Origin of the sequence: Flavobacterium ardleyense, from assembly GCF_033547075.1 — a bacterium.
In the GTDB taxonomy this organism is placed as follows: domain Bacteria; phylum Bacteroidota; class Bacteroidia; order Flavobacteriales; family Flavobacteriaceae; genus Flavobacterium; species Flavobacterium ardleyense_A.
In genome coordinates this window covers 3,012,858-3,031,625 of sequence record NZ_CP137891.1, presented here as the reverse complement: position 1 = coordinate 3,031,625, position 18,768 = coordinate 3,012,858, and the positions used below count along the sequence as shown (strand labels likewise).

At 35.4% G+C, this 18,768-nt stretch carries 13 protein-coding genes; 6 read left to right on the top strand and 7 right to left on the bottom strand.

Annotated features, from left to right (window positions below; all coding sequences use genetic code 11):
* Positions 1-67 precede the first annotated feature (67 nt).
* The 5 genes from SBO79_RS13200 to SBO79_RS13180 all read right to left on the bottom strand — a co-directional run bounded on the left by SBO79_RS13200 (position 68) and on the right by SBO79_RS13180 (position 7,044).
* A complete protein-coding gene (locus SBO79_RS13200; RefSeq protein ID WP_318640862.1) occupies positions 68-1,753 on the bottom strand; it encodes a T9SS type A sorting domain-containing protein in 1,686 nt (561 codons plus the stop codon).
* A 196-nt stretch (positions 1,754-1,949) separates the two neighbouring features.
* Complete coding sequence (gene secA / locus SBO79_RS13195; protein WP_318640861.1) at positions 1,950-5,306, bottom strand: preprotein translocase subunit SecA; 3,357 nt, start codon at positions 5,304-5,306, stop codon at positions 1,950-1,952.
* Positions 5,307-5,390: 84 nt separating this feature from the next.
* Positions 5,391-5,612, bottom strand: coding sequence for a DUF2795 domain-containing protein (locus SBO79_RS13190; RefSeq protein ID WP_022828503.1), 222 nt, complete (start codon positions 5,610-5,612; stop codon positions 5,391-5,393).
* Between the two features lie 156 nt (positions 5,613-5,768).
* Positions 5,769-6,341, bottom strand: a complete 573-nt coding sequence (locus tag SBO79_RS13185) for a cob(I)yrinic acid a,c-diamide adenosyltransferase (RefSeq protein WP_318640860.1) — start codon at positions 6,339-6,341, stop codon at positions 5,769-5,771.
* 10 nt (positions 6,342-6,351) lie between these two features.
* Entirely contained in the window at positions 6,352-7,044 is a 693-nt protein-coding gene (locus tag SBO79_RS13180; protein ID WP_318640859.1) for an ABC transporter ATP-binding protein, read from the bottom strand.
* A 191-nt stretch (positions 7,045-7,235) separates the two neighbouring features.
* On the opposite strand from SBO79_RS13180, the gene SBO79_RS13175 reads away from it, so the two are divergent.
* The gene (locus SBO79_RS13175) at positions 7,236-7,904 is read left to right on the top strand and encodes a hypothetical protein (RefSeq protein WP_318640858.1); all 669 of its coding nucleotides are present in this window, start codon (positions 7,236-7,238) and stop codon (positions 7,902-7,904) included.
* A gap of 49 nt (positions 7,905-7,953) precedes the next feature.
* On the opposite strand, the gene SBO79_RS13170 is transcribed toward SBO79_RS13175, so the two are convergent.
* Together SBO79_RS13170 and SBO79_RS13165 are read right to left on the bottom strand one after the other, a co-directional pair.
* Positions 7,954-8,730, bottom strand: a complete 777-nt coding sequence (locus tag SBO79_RS13170) for an O-methyltransferase (protein WP_318640857.1) — start codon at positions 8,728-8,730, stop codon at positions 7,954-7,956.
* A gap of 20 nt (positions 8,731-8,750) precedes the next feature.
* Entirely contained in the window at positions 8,751-10,613 is a 1,863-nt protein-coding gene (locus SBO79_RS13165; protein ID WP_318640856.1) for an ABC-F family ATP-binding cassette domain-containing protein, read from the bottom strand.
* A 329-nt stretch (positions 10,614-10,942) separates the two neighbouring features.
* On the opposite strand from SBO79_RS13165, the gene SBO79_RS13160 reads away from it, so the two are divergent.
* The 5 genes from SBO79_RS13160 to SBO79_RS13140 all read left to right on the top strand — a co-directional run bounded on the left by SBO79_RS13160 (position 10,943) and on the right by SBO79_RS13140 (position 18,746).
* The gene (locus SBO79_RS13160; protein WP_318640855.1) at positions 10,943-12,775 is read left to right on the top strand and encodes a cytochrome-c peroxidase; all 1,833 of its coding nucleotides are present in this window, start codon (positions 10,943-10,945) and stop codon (positions 12,773-12,775) included.
* Positions 12,776-12,901: 126 nt separating this feature from the next.
* Positions 12,902-15,160: an alkaline phosphatase PhoX gene (locus tag SBO79_RS13155; protein ID WP_318640854.1), complete on the top strand. Its 2,259-nt coding sequence runs from the start codon at positions 12,902-12,904 to the stop codon at positions 15,158-15,160.
* Between the two features lie 59 nt (positions 15,161-15,219).
* On the top strand, positions 15,220-16,122 hold the full coding sequence (locus SBO79_RS13150; RefSeq protein WP_318640853.1) for a leucine-rich repeat domain-containing protein: 903 nt from the start codon (positions 15,220-15,222) through the stop codon (positions 16,120-16,122).
* Positions 16,123-16,188: 66 nt separating this feature from the next.
* Complete coding sequence (locus SBO79_RS13145) at positions 16,189-17,322, top strand: glycosyltransferase family 2 protein (protein ID WP_318640852.1); 1,134 nt, start codon at positions 16,189-16,191, stop codon at positions 17,320-17,322.
* Positions 17,323-17,432: 110 nt separating this feature from the next.
* Positions 17,433-18,746 carry a dihydrolipoamide acetyltransferase family protein gene (locus SBO79_RS13140; RefSeq protein WP_318640851.1) on the top strand — a complete coding sequence of 438 codons (1,314 nt, stop codon included), beginning with the start codon at positions 17,433-17,435 and terminating at the stop codon, positions 18,744-18,746.
* Positions 18,747-18,768 lie beyond the last annotated feature (22 nt).

Genomic DNA, 18,768 nt, shown 5'->3' with positions numbered 1-18,768 from the left:
AAAAAATAGTAGCGATGTTATTGTAATTAGGAGATCGAAAATTACCTGTTATATATGAAAAACAACCTTATTTAATAATTATCTTTTTAATCGCATTTTCATTTTGTTGGCCGATTTGCAGGAAATAAATTCCTGAACTTAATTTACTAACATCTACAGTACTTTCAGTACTTTTTATTGTAAATGAAGCAACATTTTGAGATAATGCATTGTACAAATTTCCAATTGTTGGAAAGTTTACTTTATTACTAAGATTTATTTTTAAAGTTGTGGATGCGGGATTTGGATATACTGAAAAGAGCGAAATATCTTCTTTTGGTATGCCGAGTGCTGTCGCTCCATATTTGACAAGAAAAGTATTGCTTCCTTGGTCTATTGGAGTTTCCTGAAATGCTCCTGGTGTGGCAATGCCATCATCTGTAATGTTTCCATGCTGAGCATACATATAAAATCCGCTATCGTAAAAAGCTAATCCGAACAAAGTTCTCACATTAGTTGTACTTCCTCCAACATAATTTCCCCATTCCATAATGCCCTGATCGTTGAATTTGATAACATAAGGTGTGAACGATCCTTCGTTTTCTGGCACAAACATTTCCAAAAAGCTAGTAGGAGTAGCTATAGTGCTGCCCATTACATAGATTCCTGAGCCACCATCAGCGTAAACTCCACCCGTATTAATGTCTGCAAAACTGCCATTATCTGGCAAATAGGTTGTCCAATCCACATTACCATTCAAATCCATCTTGGCAAGAACACCTGGTTTATTTCCTAAAAAGTCAGGAAATGAAGTTTCGGACGTTCCAAAATTAGTACTAGAAGTAGCAAATGTCAAATACAGATTATTAGTTTTTAATAAAAGTGTATTTCTTTTAGCAAGATTTGATCCATTCCCTGGCAGATAACGACTCCACATCCTATTTCCGCTTAAATTAAATTTAGACACGTAAACATCTCTCTTTAGATTCTGATGCACGTACTCGTCAAAAGTATCAAAATATGAATTAGCGGTATATTGATTTTCCACAGCACCAGCAAGATAAATTCCTGAACTGTCAACCTGTAAACCCGTTATGCTATATCTAGAATCTGCTGTGCCATAATAAGTTGACCAAAGTCTTTGTCCGTCTGCGGTAAATTTTGATAGAAGGTAATTAGCTCCATCTCTTTGGTTCTGAAAAGTCGCACTCGTAGCCATATTGTCACTTTGTGTAGTACAAGCCCAAATAATTTCATTATCGGAGGTAAGTGCTAGTCCCTGAAAATATATTGCCGCACCATAAGGTGTCATAGGTGAACTATCCATAGCTATTCCGCCAAAATAAGTACCCCAAATGGTAGATCCTTCAGCACTAATCTTCATCAAAAATCCGTCCATGCTGCCACCTCCAAAAGTTTCCTGAAAAGCACCTAAGGTTGCAATACCAGTTTGCACATTTGTAAGACCCGAAATAATAATATCATCATCTCCAGTAATAACTATTCCATAAACTGACCCAAAATTAGGGGTTGTCCATAGCAATTCTCCGGAGGGTGAAAATTTTGAAAGTGAATTCAAATTGTGATTATCAGTATCAGTAAAACTCTTCGTGATATAAACGTTGTTTTTAGAATCAGTAACTATTGCAGTGTTCAGTCCAAACACATTTATGTTTGTGTAGGTTGCCCATTCTTTTGTTAGGGGGTAGGTTTGCGAAAAACCTTGAAAAGGATTTAGTAAATAAAAAATTATAATAAGTAAAAATGTTTTCATAGATAAAAGATTTAAAAAATTAAACTAATTGTTTTTAAAAAGAAAAAAAATCTCCGAATACTGTCGGGTATTTATGTTTTTTCATAATTATTTATAATAATTAGCAACTAATATAGTTTAAAATTAATCATTTCGCAAAAAAAATCTCCCAACAAATTAATGAAGGGAGATTCTTTAGATATAATATTGGATTTAATTATACAATAACCCAAGCGCCAGAAGCTACAAGTGCTTCAGCTTTTTTGTATTTCATTTCTTCGGTTTTACCGCTAATTACGTGCTTAATTGTAACAGTATCATTTCTGTTAATTTTCGGCATTTCTCTAGTGATAGTTTCAGTAACCTGACGTTGCTGTTGCATTTGCCCTGCTTCTCTGTTTTCAGCAGCCGTATTGATTTCTTTTGGAGCATCAAGATCATCTTTCGATGTTTGATAGTCTTCATTGATTTCAACATCAATAGCTTCAGTAATTTGAGGAGCATTTTGCTGAGGTATATCACCTTTAAATAAGAATGAAATCACCTCTTTATTTACTCCATCAAGCATTTTTCTGAAAAGATTAAATGCTTCAAATTTGTAAATCAGCAATGGATCTTTCTGTTCGTGCACTGCAAGTTGAACTGACTGTTTAAGTTCGTCCATTTTACGTAGGTGTTTTTTCCAAGCTTCATCAACAATTGCCAGAGTGATATTTTTCTCGAAATCAGCCAATAATTGTTTTCCTTCAGAATCATATGCTTTCTTAAGATCTGTAACAACATTCAACGATTTTACTCCATCCGAAAATGGAACAACGATACGTTCAAATTGATTGTTTTGCTCTTCGTACACATTTTTAATAATTGGGAAAGCCTCTCTCGCAGAACGAGCCGTTTTCTCAACATAATATTGCTGTGCAACTTTATAGATTTTGCCAGTAATCGCATCGGCGGACATACTGTTAAATTCACTTTCTGTGATAGGAGACGTGATTGAGAAATAACGTACCAATTCAAATTCGAAATTCTTGAAATCAGAATTCGTTTTGTTCTCTGTAGCTACAACTTCGCAAGTGTCATACAACATATTTGCAATGTCAAGCTTCAAACGCTCACCGTGCAATGCGTGACGACGACGTTTGTAGATTACTTCACGTTGTGCATTCATAACATCATCGTACTCAAGCAAACGCTTACGAACACCGTAGTTATTTTCTTCAACTTTCTTCTGCGCTCTTTCTATAGACTTAGTCATCATTGAGTGCTGAATTACTTCGCCCTCTTTAAGACCCATTCTGTCCATTACTTTTGCAACCCTTTCAGAACCAAATAAACGCATCAAGTTATCTTCTAACGAAACGTAGAATTGTGAACTTCCTGGATCTCCTTGACGTCCTGCACGACCGCGTAACTGTCTGTCAACACGACGAGAGTCATGACGCTCTGTACCAACAATTGCAAGTCCACCAGCTGCTTTCACTTCTTTGGATAATTTAATATCCGTTCCACGACCAGCCATGTTAGTTGCAATAGTTACAACTCCAGGTTTACCAGCTTCCTCAACGATTTGTGCTTCTTGCTTGTGCATTTTAGCGTTCAATACGTTGTGAGGAATATTTCTCATTTTCAGCATTCGGCTTAATAATTGAGAAATCTCAACAGAAGTTGTTCCAATAAGTATTGGTCTTCCTGCCAACGACAATTGAGTTACATCTTCGATTACTGCATTAAATTTTTCACGAGTTGTTTTGTAAATCAAATCCTCTTTATCCAAACGAGCCATTGGTCTGTTTGTTGGAATTTCTACAACATCAAGTTTATAAATCTGCCAAAGTTCTCCAGCTTCAGTTACCGCAGTTCCCGTCATTCCTGACAGTTTGTTGTACATTCTAAAGTAGTTTTGAAGTGTAATTGTTGCAAAGGTTTGAGTCGCTGCTTCAATTTTTACATTCTCTTTAGCTTCAATCGCTTGGTGAAGTCCGTCAGAATAACGACGTCCATCCATAATACGACCTGTTTGCTCATCGACAATCATTACTTTATTGTCCATGATCACATATTCTACATCTTTTTCGAAAAGGCTATATGCCTTTAGAAGTTGTGTTAAAGTATGAATACGCTCACTTTTGATGCTAAAATCTTGAAACAAAACCTCTTTTGCTTCTGCTTCTGCATCTTTTCCAAGATTTTTCTTTTCAATCGCTGCAATCTCAGTTCCGATATCTGGTAGGATAAAGAATGACGCATCGGTATCTTTTGAAAGATATTCTACACCATTGTCCGTTAATTCAACTTGATTGTTTTTCTCTGTAATTACAAAATAAAGAGCATCATCCACCAAGTGCATGTCGCGGTTGTTATCTTGCATATACTGATTTTCGGTCTTTTGAAGCAATTGTTTAATTCCTTCTTCACTCAAAAATTTGATCAGTGCTTTATTTCTAGGTAAACTTCTGTAGGCTCTCAAAAGATTGAATCCACCATCTTTTGTGTTTCCTTCTTTAATTAATCTTTTAGCTTCGGTCAAAAATCCGTTTGCAAGTTGCCTTTGCATAGTGACAAGATTTTCAATTTTTGGCTTAAGCTCCATAAATTCGTGTCTATCTCCCTGAGGGACTGGACCAGAAATAATAAGTGGTGTTCTAGCATCATCAATTAATACAGAATCGACCTCATCGACAATTGCATAATTGTGTTTCTTCTGAACAAGATCGCCAGGAGAATGTGCCATATTATCTCTCAAATAATCAAAACCAAATTCGTTATTTGTACCATAAGTAATATCTGCTTCGTAGGCTTTTTTACGAGCTTCAGAGTTTGGTTGATGATTGTCAATACAATCAACGGTCATTCCGTGAAATTCGAAAAGTGGTGCTTTCCATGTACTATCACGTTTTGCTAAGTAGTCATTCACAGTTACAAGGTGAACTCCGTTTCCAGTCAAAGCGTTTAGATAGAGTGGAAGAGTAGCAACAAGTGTTTTTCCCTCTCCAGTTTGCATCTCAGCAATTTTTCCTGAGTGCAATACCATTCCACCAATCAGCTGAACGTCGTAGTGAATCATATCCCAGGTAATTTGTTTTCCGGCAGCATTCCAAGAATTTGCCCAGATAGTTTCATCTCCTTCTAGTGTGATATAATTTTTGTCAGCCGCTAGTTCGCGATCTTTTGCAGTAGAAGTAACTCTAATTTCTGTGTTTTCTTTAAATCGTCTAGCGGTTTCCTTTACAACTGCAAAAGCTTCCGGCAGTAATTCGGTCAGGGTTTTTTCAGATATTTCGTAAGCTTCTTTTTCGAGAGCGTCGATGGCTTCGTAAAGTTCTTCACGTTTGTCAATATCTTCAATTTTTTCTACGTCGGTCTTCAGACTGGCAATTTTTTCGTCTTTATCAAGACGAGCTTGCTTAATTCTGTCCTTGAAGTAGACTGTTTTTTCACGTAGCTCATCGTTGGTCAAAGCCATTAATCCGGCTTCGTACGATCTTACTTTAGCTACATTAGCTTGAAGAGCTTTAACATCTTTCTGAGATTTATTTCCCACAAAGGTGTTTAAAATGCTATTAATGAAGTTCATATTCTATTGAATTTCTAAATTTATAAAAGTGGTTTGTATCAAATCCAAAAAAAGTCTCATTAAGAGACTTTTTTGTTTTTTAGTTTAATATTCGTCCTCGTTCCAAAGATAATCTTCGTCGGTAGGATAATCAGGCCAAATTTCTTCCATTGATTCGTAGATTTCACCTTCGTCCTCGATAGATTGTAAGTTCTCTACAACTTCTAAGGGAGCTCCGGCACGTATAGCGTAATCAATAAGTTCATCTTTGGTGGCAGGCCATGGTGCATCACTTAAATAGGATGCTAATTCTAAGGTCCAGTACATCTTTCTAGTAATTTTTTGTTTATGCAAAAATAATTTTTATACTGAAACTGTCAACTTTATTTCGACTTATTTTAAAAAAAGATAAGAACGTGAATGGTAGCAAGGGTTTACAGATAAAAGATATGTTAAAACATCCAGCAATAATGGATTTACTCATTAATACTTCTCAGGTATCCACTTAACTTCGCTTACGTTAAGGTCTAAAGACAACTTTCGTGCCAACACAAAAAGATAGTCAGATAGTCGGTTTAAGTATTTTATCACAAACTCATCAATAGGTTCTAGACTATTTAGGTGCACTGAAAGCCTTTCTGCACGGCGGCATACGCATCTTGCAATATGACATGTTGACACAGTTTTATGTCCTCCAGGAAGTACAAAATGTGTCATCTGAGGAAGCTCCATCTCCATCTCATCTATCTGATTTTCTAGAAATAAAAGATCCTCTTCAGCGATTTTCGGAATATTTAAACGCTCTTTTCCATTTTTTAAAAACTCTTTTTCTGGCGGCGTTGCCAGAATGGCACCTACCGTAAATAACTTATTCTGAATTTTGATTAAAACGTCTTTGTACTTTTGATCCATCTCGCAGTCACGAAGCATCCCTAAATGTGAATTCAATTCGTCAGTTGTTCCGTAACTTTCAATTCTTATGTGGTGCTTAGGCACTCGCAATCCTCCAAAAAGTGCTGTAGTTCCTTTGTCGCCAGTTTTAGTATATACTTTCATTTCCTATTTTCTATTTTTTTGTTATTGTATCACTTTCAATCATACCGTCACGAAGTCTAATAATTCTGTGAGCATATTCGGCAATATCCTCTTCATGGGTAACTAATATAACTGTATTTCCGTTTTTATGAATATCGTCAAATAATGCCATAATTTCTAAAGATGTCTTACTATCTAAATTTCCGGTTGGCTCATCGGCCAATATTATCGACGGCTTGTTGACTAGAGCCCTAGCAATGGCCACACGCTGTCGTTGACCACCAGACAATTGATTTGGCTCGTGATCCATGCGGTCAGACAAATTTACTTGTGTCAAAACCTCAGTGGCGCGCGCTCTTCTATCAGCTTTGCTATACCCAGCGTATACCATCGGAAGCGCAACATTGTCCAAAGCTGTAGTCCTAGGTAGTAAATTAAATGTTTGAAAGACAAATCCTATCTCTTTATTTCGAATTCCAGCCAACTCATCGTCCTGCATCTTGTTTACCTGCTTGCCATTTAATATGTAATCTCCTGAAGTGGGAGTGTCAAGGCAACCCAACAAATTCATCAATGTTGACTTTCCCGATCCCGATGGGCCCATTAATGCGACGTACTCCCCTTTTTTAATTTCTAGGTCTATACCTTTTAATACATAAACAATTTCTTCGCCCAACACGAAGTTCCGTTTTAAGTCTGTAATCTTTATTAATGTGTCCGCCATATCTTTATAAAAGTACGTTATTTAAGCCAAGATTCAGATGCAAATGTAGGAATTAGATTTTTTAATTTTGTAGGTATAGTCGTATAATTATGTGGCAATTAGCTTAAAATATTCTTAAAATTTTAATTTTAGTTTTTAATATTGTCATACAACTCATACTTTCGATTTATAATTTTAACAAAACAAAAACTATGAAAACCAACCAGATTTTATTAGGAACTGCGATTTTAGCGCTAGGATTTACTTCTTGTAAGAACAATGATGACGAATTGAGAATTAAAAGGGTAGACACTTACACTGTTTACGTTGACTCAATTGGAAATGTTGCTGCTGCAGATGCAAAAAACAATTGGGCTGCTATTGAATCAGAATACGACAGACGTGTAATGGATGCGGATGCTGCGATAGCTGAAATGAGCGACAAAACCGCTGCACAAGAAAGATTAGACGCTAGTAAAGCACGTTACCAAGCACTTAAAGATAAATATAATGCAGAATTAGAAGCTGAGAAAGCAGCTCTAGCTGACCCACAAGTTAAGTTTAGAGATAGCTTCTTTGGAGCTGGAGTACTTGGAAAAGATATGAATTTTGACTGGGTAAATAAAGATAATATTTTGAAAGCTTACAATGACTTCAATAATGCATTGGAAGCTAATAAAGATAGAATGTCTAGAGAAGATTTGGACATGGCAAAAGCAATGTACGAAGCATTGGATTCTCGTAAAAATACCGTTGAAAAAGAAGGTTTAAGTACTGCAGATAATTTAAAAATTGCTGAGCTTAAATTTAAATTAGGTCCAAAAATGAAAGCGCTTAGAATTACTGCAAAAGCAGATGAAAACGCTGAAGCTAAAAAATAATTAGATTTATTTATAGATAAACTAAACCGTCTCAATCGAGGCGGTTTTTTTATGCTCTAATCACAAAATGTTGTTTGTGTTGCTCTTGCCTAAAAAACACAAATCCCCATTGAAAAGTGTCAATAGTAACTGTCACTTCAGGCTGGCTTTTTATAAATTCCCAGGCGACAGCCATTTCTGCTGACCAATGAATGTCATCAAAAATCCACACAGAATTATTGTGAGTGGTTTTTAAAAGTGATTTAAAATAAGTTATTGTCGCTTCTTTTGTATGATTTCCATCGAAATATATAAAATCATATTTCTTACTGATAGGAATGTTTTTTATAAAAATTTCAAACTTCTCCACTTCTGAAGTTATAGTATTCATTCCAAATTTCGAAAAATATTCCGCAGCCACCATTGCAGTTTTAGTACAACCTTCAACCGTGGTTATTTTAGCTTTTTGGTTATCAACCGACAAAGCCATTGTCGCCAATCCAACTGATGTTCCGATTTCCAAAACTTCTTCAGCTTCAAAATAATCTACAAGACGATTCAGCAATTCGGCTCTTTTAGAATTGATGCCTGCATTTTTTGCAATTGCATTGACTGCTCTTAAATTTGATTTGAAAACTCTAGAGCCAGACCCAAGATCTTCGACCAAAATTTCTCGGGTATCTTTGGCAAGTGCTTCCCGATGGGCGGAAAGCACTTGATAAGACTTTCTGTATTGTTTATTATAAAAGCACTTCGTTACAAGATCAAAAACAAATGGCGAGTGCAATCCGTGTTGATTTCCAGAATGCCATAAAAAACGCAAATACGATTTAGCCAAATGCCACATTTAATTAAAGCTTCAAAATATTATTCTTCGTTTTTTGCAGACAAATCAAACCAACGAGCTTCTTTGTTTTCAATCTTTTCAATAATTTGCTGTAAATCGTTTGCTTTGGTTTCTATTTGATCATCAGCGACTTTCCCAGCAGAAAATAAATCTTCGATGCCTTGCTTTTCAGCTTCAAGATCTTTAATCTCTTTTTCTATTTTTTGAAATTCTTTTTGCTCATTAAAAGTCAAATTTCCCGTAGGATTTTTTTCTTTCCAAGCTTTTTTCTCAATCTTATTTTCCTCTTTCTGAGCGATATCAGCACTGTCTTCATACGCTCTAAAATCTGAATAATTTCCGGGAAAATCTTCAATTTCACCTTCGCCTCTAAAAACAAATAAATGATCTACAATCTTATCCATAAAATATCTATCGTGAGAAACCACCAATAGACATCCAGGATAATCAAGTAAGAAACTCTCAAGTACATTCAGAGTTACAATATCAAGATCATTTGTAGGTTCATCCAGAATTAAGAAGTTAGGATTCTGAATCAAAACTGTACATAAGTAAAGACGTTTCAATTCGCCACCACTTAATTTTTCGACAAAATCGTGTTGTTTCTTTCTATCAAAAAGAAAACGCTCAAGCAATTGACCTGCGGAGATGATTTTTCCTTTGTTAAGAGGAATAAATTCTCCGTATTCTTTGATGATATCAATAACTTTCTGACCTGGTTTTGGGTTTATACCACTTTGAGTGTAATATCCAATTTTTATCGTTTCTCCAACCACAACTTTTCCAGAATCTGGCTGCATAGTGTTGGTTAGAATATTTAGGAAAGTTGACTTTCCTGTTCCGTTTTTACCAATAATTCCAATACGCTCGCCACGCTGAAAGTCAAAACTAAAGTTATCGAGAATTACTTTGTTTTCAAATTTCTTAGAAACCTTGTGCAGCTCGATAATCTTGCTACCCATCCGTTCCATATTAATTTCGAGTTCTACTTTGTTCTCTCTACGTCTGCTTTCTGCCTTTTCTTTGATCACGTAAAAGTCATCTTGTCTAGATTTAGATTTTGTAGTACGAGCTTTTGGCTGTCTACGCATCCACTCCAATTCTTTTACAAGTAAATTTTGTGCTTTGTCAATACTTGCATTTTCAGAAGCGATTCTCATTTCCTTTTTTTCAAGGTAATATGAATAGTTTCCTTTGTATTGATATAATTTTCCATTGTCAAGTTCGATAATTTCATTACAAACGCGCTCCAAAAAGAAGCGGTCGTGAGTAACCATAAACAATGTGATGTTTTCTTTGGCAAAATAACTTTCCAACCACTCGATCATTTCTAGATCTAGATGATTCGTAGGCTCATCCAGAATTAGTAAATCAGGTCTGCTGATCAGAATAATTGCTAGAGAAAGTCTTTTTTTCTGTCCTCCCGAAAGATTCTTTACCTTCAGTTTCAGATTGTCCATTTTTAGTTTAGACAAAATCTGTTTGAATTTAGTTTCAAAATCCCAAGCATCAAACTGGTCCATTTTGTCAAATGCTGCTTGATAAGCATCAGAATCTTCCGGATTTTCTAAGGCTTTTTCATACGCTTCAATTGCTTTTAAAGTTGGATTATCGCTAGCAAAGATGCTTTCTTCTATAGTCAATTCGTCTTGCAAATTTGGAACTTGTGACAAGAATGCCATTGTGATATCTTTTCGAAGCACTACATTTCCCGTATCGGCTTCTTCCTCGCCATTTATGATACTCATAATAGTAGTCTTACCAGATCCATTCTTTGCGATAAAGGCAATTTTTTGATCTTTATTGATGCCAAAACTAACATTTTCAAATAATGTGCGCTCGCCAAAAGATTTTGATATGTTTTCTACAGAAAGATAATTCAAAATAAAAATATTAAAGTTGATATTATTGAGCTTCTACAAAACTCAAGATTTTGCAAAAGTACCGCTTTTAAATCAGATTGTTGCACGCTTTTGCAGCGGTATATCTTTTAATTTTTTAGAATAAAGATCATTTGCAACTATTTAACAATTTTGAAAAAAATTGAAACAAAATTTTTCTAGACAAAGAGAGAAAGCCTGAGTAAAATTTTTTATGAAAATTTTCTGATTCAAACTGTCTAGCTCAAGACAGCATAAGTAACAATTTAATAATTTACCGGTAATGAGTTTAAGGGCATAGGACTTTAGATTTGCGACCAAAAATTAGAATTATGACTTTTTCTATAGTTAAAACTACCTTTGCAATATCGGTACTATTTCTTTCAATATTTCTATTCTCATTCACAAAAACGGATGAGTATAGCAAAATTAATTATATTGAAGGTAATTTGGCAAAGCTAAATATGGCTTTTGCTAATTTAGATTTATGTGCACAAAGTTACCGCAAAGGCGCTATTAATATCGATTCACTACGTAAAGTATATTTTAAAACAAGAGAGCAGTATAAAACTGTAGAGTTTTACCTAACGTTTCATCATCCAGAGTATGTTGGAAGTTTATTAAATGGTGCTCCTTTGTTGCAAATTGAACGAGGAAGTACAACACCATATATTGTGGAACCAGAAGGGCTACAAGTGTTGGATGAGTTATTGTTTTCTGCCAATGTCGCTGATGAAAAACATGAAATTGCGGCATTTGCGAAAAAGCTGAATACTAGCTATTCATTATTATATAATAAAGTAGGTAAGCGAATTCTACAAAATCCTATTGAAGTTAGTGCGATGCGGATGCAATTAGTCCGAATATTTACCTTAGGAATTACTGGTTTCGATACGCCCGGATCTCTCAGTGCAATTTTGGATACAAAATCTTCTCTTCTAGGAATGCGGAATTATTTTATGGAAAGTAGTTCTCGAACTGATTTAAACAATATTCAGATTATTTCAACTTTTGATGATGCAATCGATTATTTAGAAAAAGAAAAAACATTTGAAAACCTTGATCGACTGCATTTTCTTAAAAACTATATAGATCCTTTATATAAATTACTTGGTGAACTAGATACAAATTATGATCTAGAGGCACTGGCAAATAGTAGCGCTTGGAATCCAAGGAGTAAATCGATATTTGCGGTTAATTTTTTAAATCCCTACTTCTTTACCAAACTTAAGCAAAAGGAGGATAGTGAAAAATTAAGAAAATTAGGTGAAACTATATTTTTCGATCCAATAATAAGTAATAACGAAGAGATTAGTTGTGCATCGTGTCATAATCCTGAAAAGTCATTTACTGATGGCATACCTAAATCGTTAAGCAACGTTAAAGGCGAATTTGTGTTGAGAAATTCACCAACCTTACTTAATGCGGTTTACGCTGATCGTTTCTTTTATGATTTGCGAGCTTTTACTTTAGAGCAGCAAGCAGAGCACGTAATTTTTAATCCAGATGAGTTTAATACTGAGTATGTTGAGATTATTAAGAAATTAAAATCAAAAAAACAATATATAATTCAATTTGAAAATCTTTTTGGAAAGAATTCTATTACACGAGAAAATTTTTCAAAAGCATTGTCTTCTTATGTATTGTCACTGCAATCTTTTAATAGTCCGTTTGATAAATATGTTAGAGGCGAACAAAATCAGATTTCAGATGATGTAAAAAATGGTTTTAATTTATTTATGGGTAGGGCCAATTGTGCCACTTGTCATTTTGCACCCACCTTTAGTGGTCTGATTCCACCTTTATTTAGTGAAAACGAATCTGAAATTCTTGGAGTTTTAACAAGGCATAACGGAAGTACATTAGATATCGATCAAGGTAGATTTAACAATAAAATTAGAAGTGAGAATGCGTGGATTTACGAAAAATCTTTTAAAACTGTAACGGTTAGAAATGCAGCGAATTCTGCTCCATACTTTCATAACGGAGCTTATCAAACCTTAGAAGAGGTGATGGATTTTTATAATGAAGGAGGTGGCGAAGGCTTGGGCTTTAAAGTACAGAATCAAACACTGTCTTCAGACAAATTAGACTTGACTGAGGTAGAGAAAAGAGAGATTATTGCTTTTATGAAAGATCTAAATGACAACCCTTATACTAGGTAGGTTTTTTGGTAACATTCTAATGATTCGGCGGCAAATATCGTATTAGTTTGGTAAAAAGTAGTTAACCCCAAGGTAATTTAGCCGCCGTAGTTTTGAAGTATTAAAAATAATAAAAAACACCTTATCGTGAAAAAAAGAATTTTACTTTACTCTTCGTTTTTGTTATCCTACGGAGGATTTGCACAAACTAATTTGGGTCTACTAGAAACTTCCTTACAAGTTTCGAAAACTAATTCTAATTTAGGTTCCTTAACAAATGCAGTTTTGCCGGCAGCACAATTTCCATTGGCAAAAGGTTCCTCATGGTCTTTTCTGGACAATGGCTCTGATCAAGGCACTGCTTGGAAGGAGTTACAATTTGACAATACGTCTTGGAATGCAGCTGCGGCGCCACTAGGTTATGGCGATCCAATGAAAACTACTATCTCATACGGCTCTACGTCATCTGATAAGTTTATCACTTCCTACTTCTCTCGGGACATTCAGATTGATTTAACACAGCTAGAGGATATGGTCGAAATTGGGTTGCGTCGTGATGACGGTGCAGTAATTTACATCAATGGAGTAGAAGTTGTAAGAGACAATATGCCAGCGGGGGCAATTACCTATCTTACTTTTTCATCTGGAATAGTTGATGGTGCTGATGAGAAAAGATATTTTTCGCATTACATTCCTAAATCAGCATTTCAAGATGGTATAAACAGAATTTCGGTTGAAATTCATAATCGTGATGAATCAAGTTCTGATATCGGATTTGATATGTATATGCGCAATAAGCTAGCTGATTACACTTGTGAAGAAGGGCATATAGCGTGTTTTACCTCAATAATTCCAACGGCACAAACTCCACTTATGATTTACCCGCAAGAGCAACGTTTTCAGATGTTGTTTAAACAAGGAGATCAATATATGACTGGCGGCGGCACTGTTCCAGGAAATCATGATTTTACGGGATATATTCCTTCACAAGGCGCAACACAAAATAGCCTTGGATACCTGTCAATCAATCATGAAAACAGTCCAGGAGGCGTGTCGATTTTAGACATTTCTCTTAATTTAGGTCAAGACAACTTAAAGCCACTGTGGAGCCTTTCTGATAGTCGCAGTGTAGATTTTAGCGGCCCATCTTTAGTCAAAACACAACGTAACTGCTCAGGAGGAGTTACTCCTTGGGGTACAGTAATTACCGCCGAAGAATCGACAACTTCGGGAGATGCAAATGGAGATGGTTATGAAGATTTAGGCTGGCTCGTAGAAATTGATCCTGTTACAGCACAGGTGATGGATTACGGCACTGGAACTCCTCAGAAGCTTTGGGCAATGGGCCGAATGAATCACGAGAATGTAGTAATTACTGCAGATGGTACCACAGCATATTATGGGGAAGACGGCGGTACGCATTGCGTGTACAAATTTGTAGCCGATACTCCAAATAATTTTAGTGAAGGAACAGTGTACGTACTTAAATTAGATTTAGATCTTTCCAACAATGAGCCAAGTTCTTCAACTGCAACGTGGATTATGGTTCCAAATACAACCCAAGCAGATAGAAATAATCTACGTACTGTTGCTGCTGCCCTAGGTGGTACTGATTTTAACGGAGTAGAAGATTGTGAAATTGGTCCAATTGATGGAAAAATTTACTTTGCTTCCAAAGGTAAAGGAAGAGTTTACTCTTTTAAAGATGACGGAATGACCATCAGTGAATTTTCGACATTTGTAGGTGGATTAAGCTACCCAATTCAAACTGACGGTGAAATCATCACCGAGCCATGGGGCAGCGGAAATGATAATTTAGCCTTTGATGACAAAGGAAATCTTTGGGTTATTCAAGATGGCGGTCGTAATTACATTTGGGTTGTTCGTCCAAATCATACTCAGAGCGATCCACAAGTACTTTTGCACTCGTCAATGCCAGTGGGTGCTGAGCCAACAGGATTGACTTTTACTCCAGATTATAAATATGGATTCTTCTCTGTCCAACATCCAAGCGGTAGTAATGAGTCGCAATTAGATGCTACAGGATCAGAAATTTCATTTAACGCGTCAGCAGCCTTGGTTTTTTCAAACGAAAAGTTTTTAGGGCAACAAGAATCCTTAAATGTTGATTATCCTAATCATTCATTAGCTAGCATTGCTACGGTATATCCCAATCCAACAAATGGAATACTAACAGTTGCAATAAATGAAGTTTCGGGAGAACCAATTACTATTGAGGTTTACGATATAGTTGGCAGAAAAGTGACCGAGCTAACTGATGTCTCAAATGGTATGGATCAAAAAATCTCTGTGAATCTAACACCATACGACGGCAATCAATTATTTGTACTTCAGGTGCAAGTGGGATCTAAGAAAGGTTCATTTAAAGTAATGAAATCAAATTAATTTTAAAAATCTTTATAAAGGTCGGTATGCAGCAGCAAGCCGGCCTTTTTTTATTTATTATGAAAAGACTATTCTATATATTTTTAATGCTTTCGCATTTAGGGCTGTATGCGCAAGATGCAAATACTAAAAAACCGGTATTTTTAAACATGAACGAAGCATTAGAATCTGAGTTGGTAGTTGCTCAACTAAACCTTCGTGATCAATTTTTATTTGTCATTCCAGACGACATTTTGAAGTTTAAGTCATTGGAATTTTTAAATCTTATGAGAAATAATATTGAAAATTTTAGTCCAATTTTATTTAATTTTAATAAATTAGAAGTTCTGATTTTGAGACAAAATTCAATTAAATATTTACCAGAAGACATTCGGAAACTTGAGAAGATTAAAAAGTTAGACTTAGCTTTAAACAATTTATCTAAATTACCTGATGCAGTAGGCAATTTAAGAAAATTAGAATATTTGTACCTATCATCAAATTCTATTACTCACCTGCCCGAAACGATTGGCAACTGCAAAAACATACAGTATTTGGATCTAGACAATAATCAACTTAGTGAAGTACCTAACTCATTTTCGAAGCTTCAAAATCTAAAGAAATTAAATTTTTCTGGCAATCAGTTTTATCAAATTGACAATGACTGGATGAATTTAAAGAATTTGGTAGAACTAAATTTAGAGAATAATCAGCTTTCTCATTTACCTGAAAATTTAGGCAACTTAAAGAATTTAAATATTTTAAATGCTAACAACAATAAGCTAAAGGAAATGCCGGATAGTTTACAGAATTTAAAAAATTTGACATTTTTGTCATTAGGCGGTAATAAAATTAAAAAATTGCCGAAGGATATAGCACATCTTACAAGTCTGCGAACACTTATTCTAGTTGGGAATCCAATAGATAGTATGGAGCAAAGCAGGATAAAAAAGGAGTTGCCAAATTGTGCAATTTACTTTTGATAAGAAGATAGAGATAGGTTGCACAATTATTTTACATTGCCGCAAATTATCTATTATATTTGCCTGATGCAGTTATCAATTATAATTTTAAATTACAATGTCCGCTACTTTTTGGAGCTGTGCATTGATAGTGTAATCAAGGCAACGAAAGACATTGAGGCTGAAATTATCATTATTGACAATAATTCGCCCGACGATAGTTGCGAGATGGTTCGCGCGAGATTTCCTCAAATAAAGTTGATCGAAAATAAGGAAAATGCAGGTTTCCCGAAAGGGAACAATATTGGTGTCGCCGCTGCCAAAGGTGAATATATATGTATTTTAAATCCAGATACGGTTGTTGCCGAAGATTCTTTTACGTCAATTCTGAAATTTGCTAAAGCTGAAGCTAATTTAGGAATCGTTGGTTGTAGACTCATTGACGGTAGAGGTAATTTTCTCGCCGAATCAAAACGTGGGGTCCCAACACCATTTGTAGCTTTCACAAAAGTGACAGCACTTTACAAGATTTTCCCCAAGGTTCAGGCTTTTAATAAGTACTATATGAGTTCGGTGGCTGAATTTAATTTGGCGAAAGCCGAAATACTAGTCGGCGCTTTTATGGTTATGAAACGCGCATTATATCTTGAAGTGGGAGGTTTTGATGAAGATTGTTTTATGTATTCAGACGATATCGATTTGTCTTACACAATTTTAAAATCTGGGCGTGATAATTATTATTTTCCAAAAACTTCTGTAATTCATTATAAAGGAGAGAGCACAATTAAGGATGAAACTTATATGAATCGTTTTCGGGATGCGATGAATTTCTTTTATAAAAAACATTTTAAAGTATCACCCACCTTTAATGTAATGATGAAGATGGGTTCATACTTCTTTATGACTTTTAAGAAAAGTAAGAAGGGGAAAAGTATCATCGTTGATCAATATATTTTGGTTTCACAGGATGCAATTTTATTTGAAAGACTTCAAAGACAATTAAAGAAGAAAGTTTATCTTCGTGAGTTGGCAGATCTAAAAGTTTCGGATAAACACAGTCAATATATATATGACACAAACTTTCTAACCTACAAAGAGATTTTGAAAAGTATGCAGTTTCTGAAATCGGAGAATTCAAGTTTTAAAATGGCTTTCGCCGAATTTATAATCGGCAGTAATTCTAGTGATGATAGAGGAGAAGTAATCTTGATTGAGAGATAAACTGTTCAAGCAATTTGATTTGTTAAAAAACTAAGAAAGTAGTAAACGAAAGCAAATATATTTTTAGTAATTTTGCAAAAGAATTTAAAACACACCGTTAGGTTAACAATATGGCAAGATTTGAATTGAAATTACCCAAAATGGGCGAAAGCGTTGCAGAGGCAACTATTACCAACTGGTTAAAAGAAGTAGGTGATCACATCGATGTTGATGAAGCAGTTTTAGAAATTGCGACAGATAAGGTTGATAGTGAGGTTCCTTCTGAAGTTTCTGGGAAACTGATCGAAAAACTCTTTAATGTGGACGATTTAGTTCAAGTTGGTCAAACGATAGCGATTATTGAGGTAGAAGGTGGAGTTGTTGTAGACGCTCCTTCCGAATCTACTTCTGCAAAAGCTGAAAATTTAACTGTTGCAGATGCGAATACTTCGGCGCCACAAACCGCTGGAAATTCGGCTTCAAAAGAAGATTTTGCAAATTCAGATAAATTCTTTTCGCCACTTGTAAAGAATATTGCTAAGCAAGAAAATATTTCAATTTCAGAATTAGAAAGCATTTCTGGTAGCGGAAGCGAAGGACGTGTAACTAAAAATGATATTTTAAAACATATAGAAAACAGAGGTTCTGTAGCTCCACAAGCAGTTGCTCCACAACCAACAGCTGCAGCTCCAAAAGCGGCTCCAGTTGCAAAGGCAGCTCCTGTATCTGTAAACGGACAAGATGAGATTATAGAAATGGATCGTATGCGCAAGCTGATCTCTGGATATATGACCGCTTCATTGGCAACTTCTGCTCATGTTCAGTCTTTTATTGAGGTAGATGTTACCAATATTTGGGATTGGAGAGAAAAAAATAAAAATACGTTCCAAAAGAGAGAAGGCGAGAAGCTAACATTTACTCCAATTTTTATGGAGGCTGTTGCCAAAGCGCTTAAGGATTTCCCTATGATGAATATCGCTGTTGATGGTGATTATATCATCAAAAAGAAAAATATCAACTTAGGAATGGCAGCTGCTTTACCAAATGGTAATTTAATTGTTCCAGTAATTAAAAATGCTGATCAATTGAATCTTTTAGGAATGGCGAAAGCTGTAAATGACTTAGGTAACCGTGCAAAAGCTGGGAAACTAAAGCCAGACGACACTCAAGGAGGTACTTATACAGTTACTAACGTTGGAACATTTGGAAGTGTTTTTGGGACTCCAATTATAAATCAGCCACAAGTTGGGATTTTAGCTCTTGGCGCCATCAGAAAAGTGCCGGCAGTTATCGAAACTCCAGATGGTGATTTTATCGGAATTCGCAAAAAGATGTTCTTATCTCACTCATATGATCATAGGGTTGTTGATGGATCTCTAGGAGGAAGTTTTGTTCAGAGAGTTGCTCAGTATATGGAAGCATTTGATGTGAATAGAGTTGTCTAAAACCTCATTTTAAATATATACC

Coding starts and splice junctions, on each gene's coding strand:
- SBO79_RS13200 (WP_318640862.1), bottom strand. CDS start 1,753: ATGAAAACATTTTTACTTATTATAATTTTTTATTTACTAAATCCTTTT.
- secA (WP_318640861.1), bottom strand. CDS start 5,306: ATGAACTTCATTAATAGCATTTTAAACACCTTTGTGGGAAATAAATCT.
- SBO79_RS13190 (WP_022828503.1), bottom strand. CDS start 5,612: ATGTACTGGACCTTAGAATTAGCATCCTATTTAAGTGATGCACCATGG.
- SBO79_RS13185 (WP_318640860.1), bottom strand. CDS start 6,341: ATGAAAGTATATACTAAAACTGGCGACAAAGGAACTACAGCACTTTTT.
- SBO79_RS13180 (WP_318640859.1), bottom strand. CDS start 7,044: ATGGCGGACACATTAATAAAGATTACAGACTTAAAACGGAACTTCGTG.
- SBO79_RS13175 (WP_318640858.1), top strand. CDS start 7,236: ATGAAAACCAACCAGATTTTATTAGGAACTGCGATTTTAGCGCTAGGA.
- SBO79_RS13170 (WP_318640857.1), bottom strand. CDS start 8,730: ATGTGGCATTTGGCTAAATCGTATTTGCGTTTTTTATGGCATTCTGGA.
- SBO79_RS13160 (WP_318640855.1), top strand. CDS start 10,943: ATGACTTTTTCTATAGTTAAAACTACCTTTGCAATATCGGTACTATTT.
- SBO79_RS13150 (WP_318640853.1), top strand. CDS start 15,220: ATGAAAAGACTATTCTATATATTTTTAATGCTTTCGCATTTAGGGCTG.
- SBO79_RS13145 (WP_318640852.1), top strand. CDS start 16,189: ATGCAGTTATCAATTATAATTTTAAATTACAATGTCCGCTACTTTTTG.
- SBO79_RS13140 (WP_318640851.1), top strand. CDS start 17,433: ATGGCAAGATTTGAATTGAAATTACCCAAAATGGGCGAAAGCGTTGCA.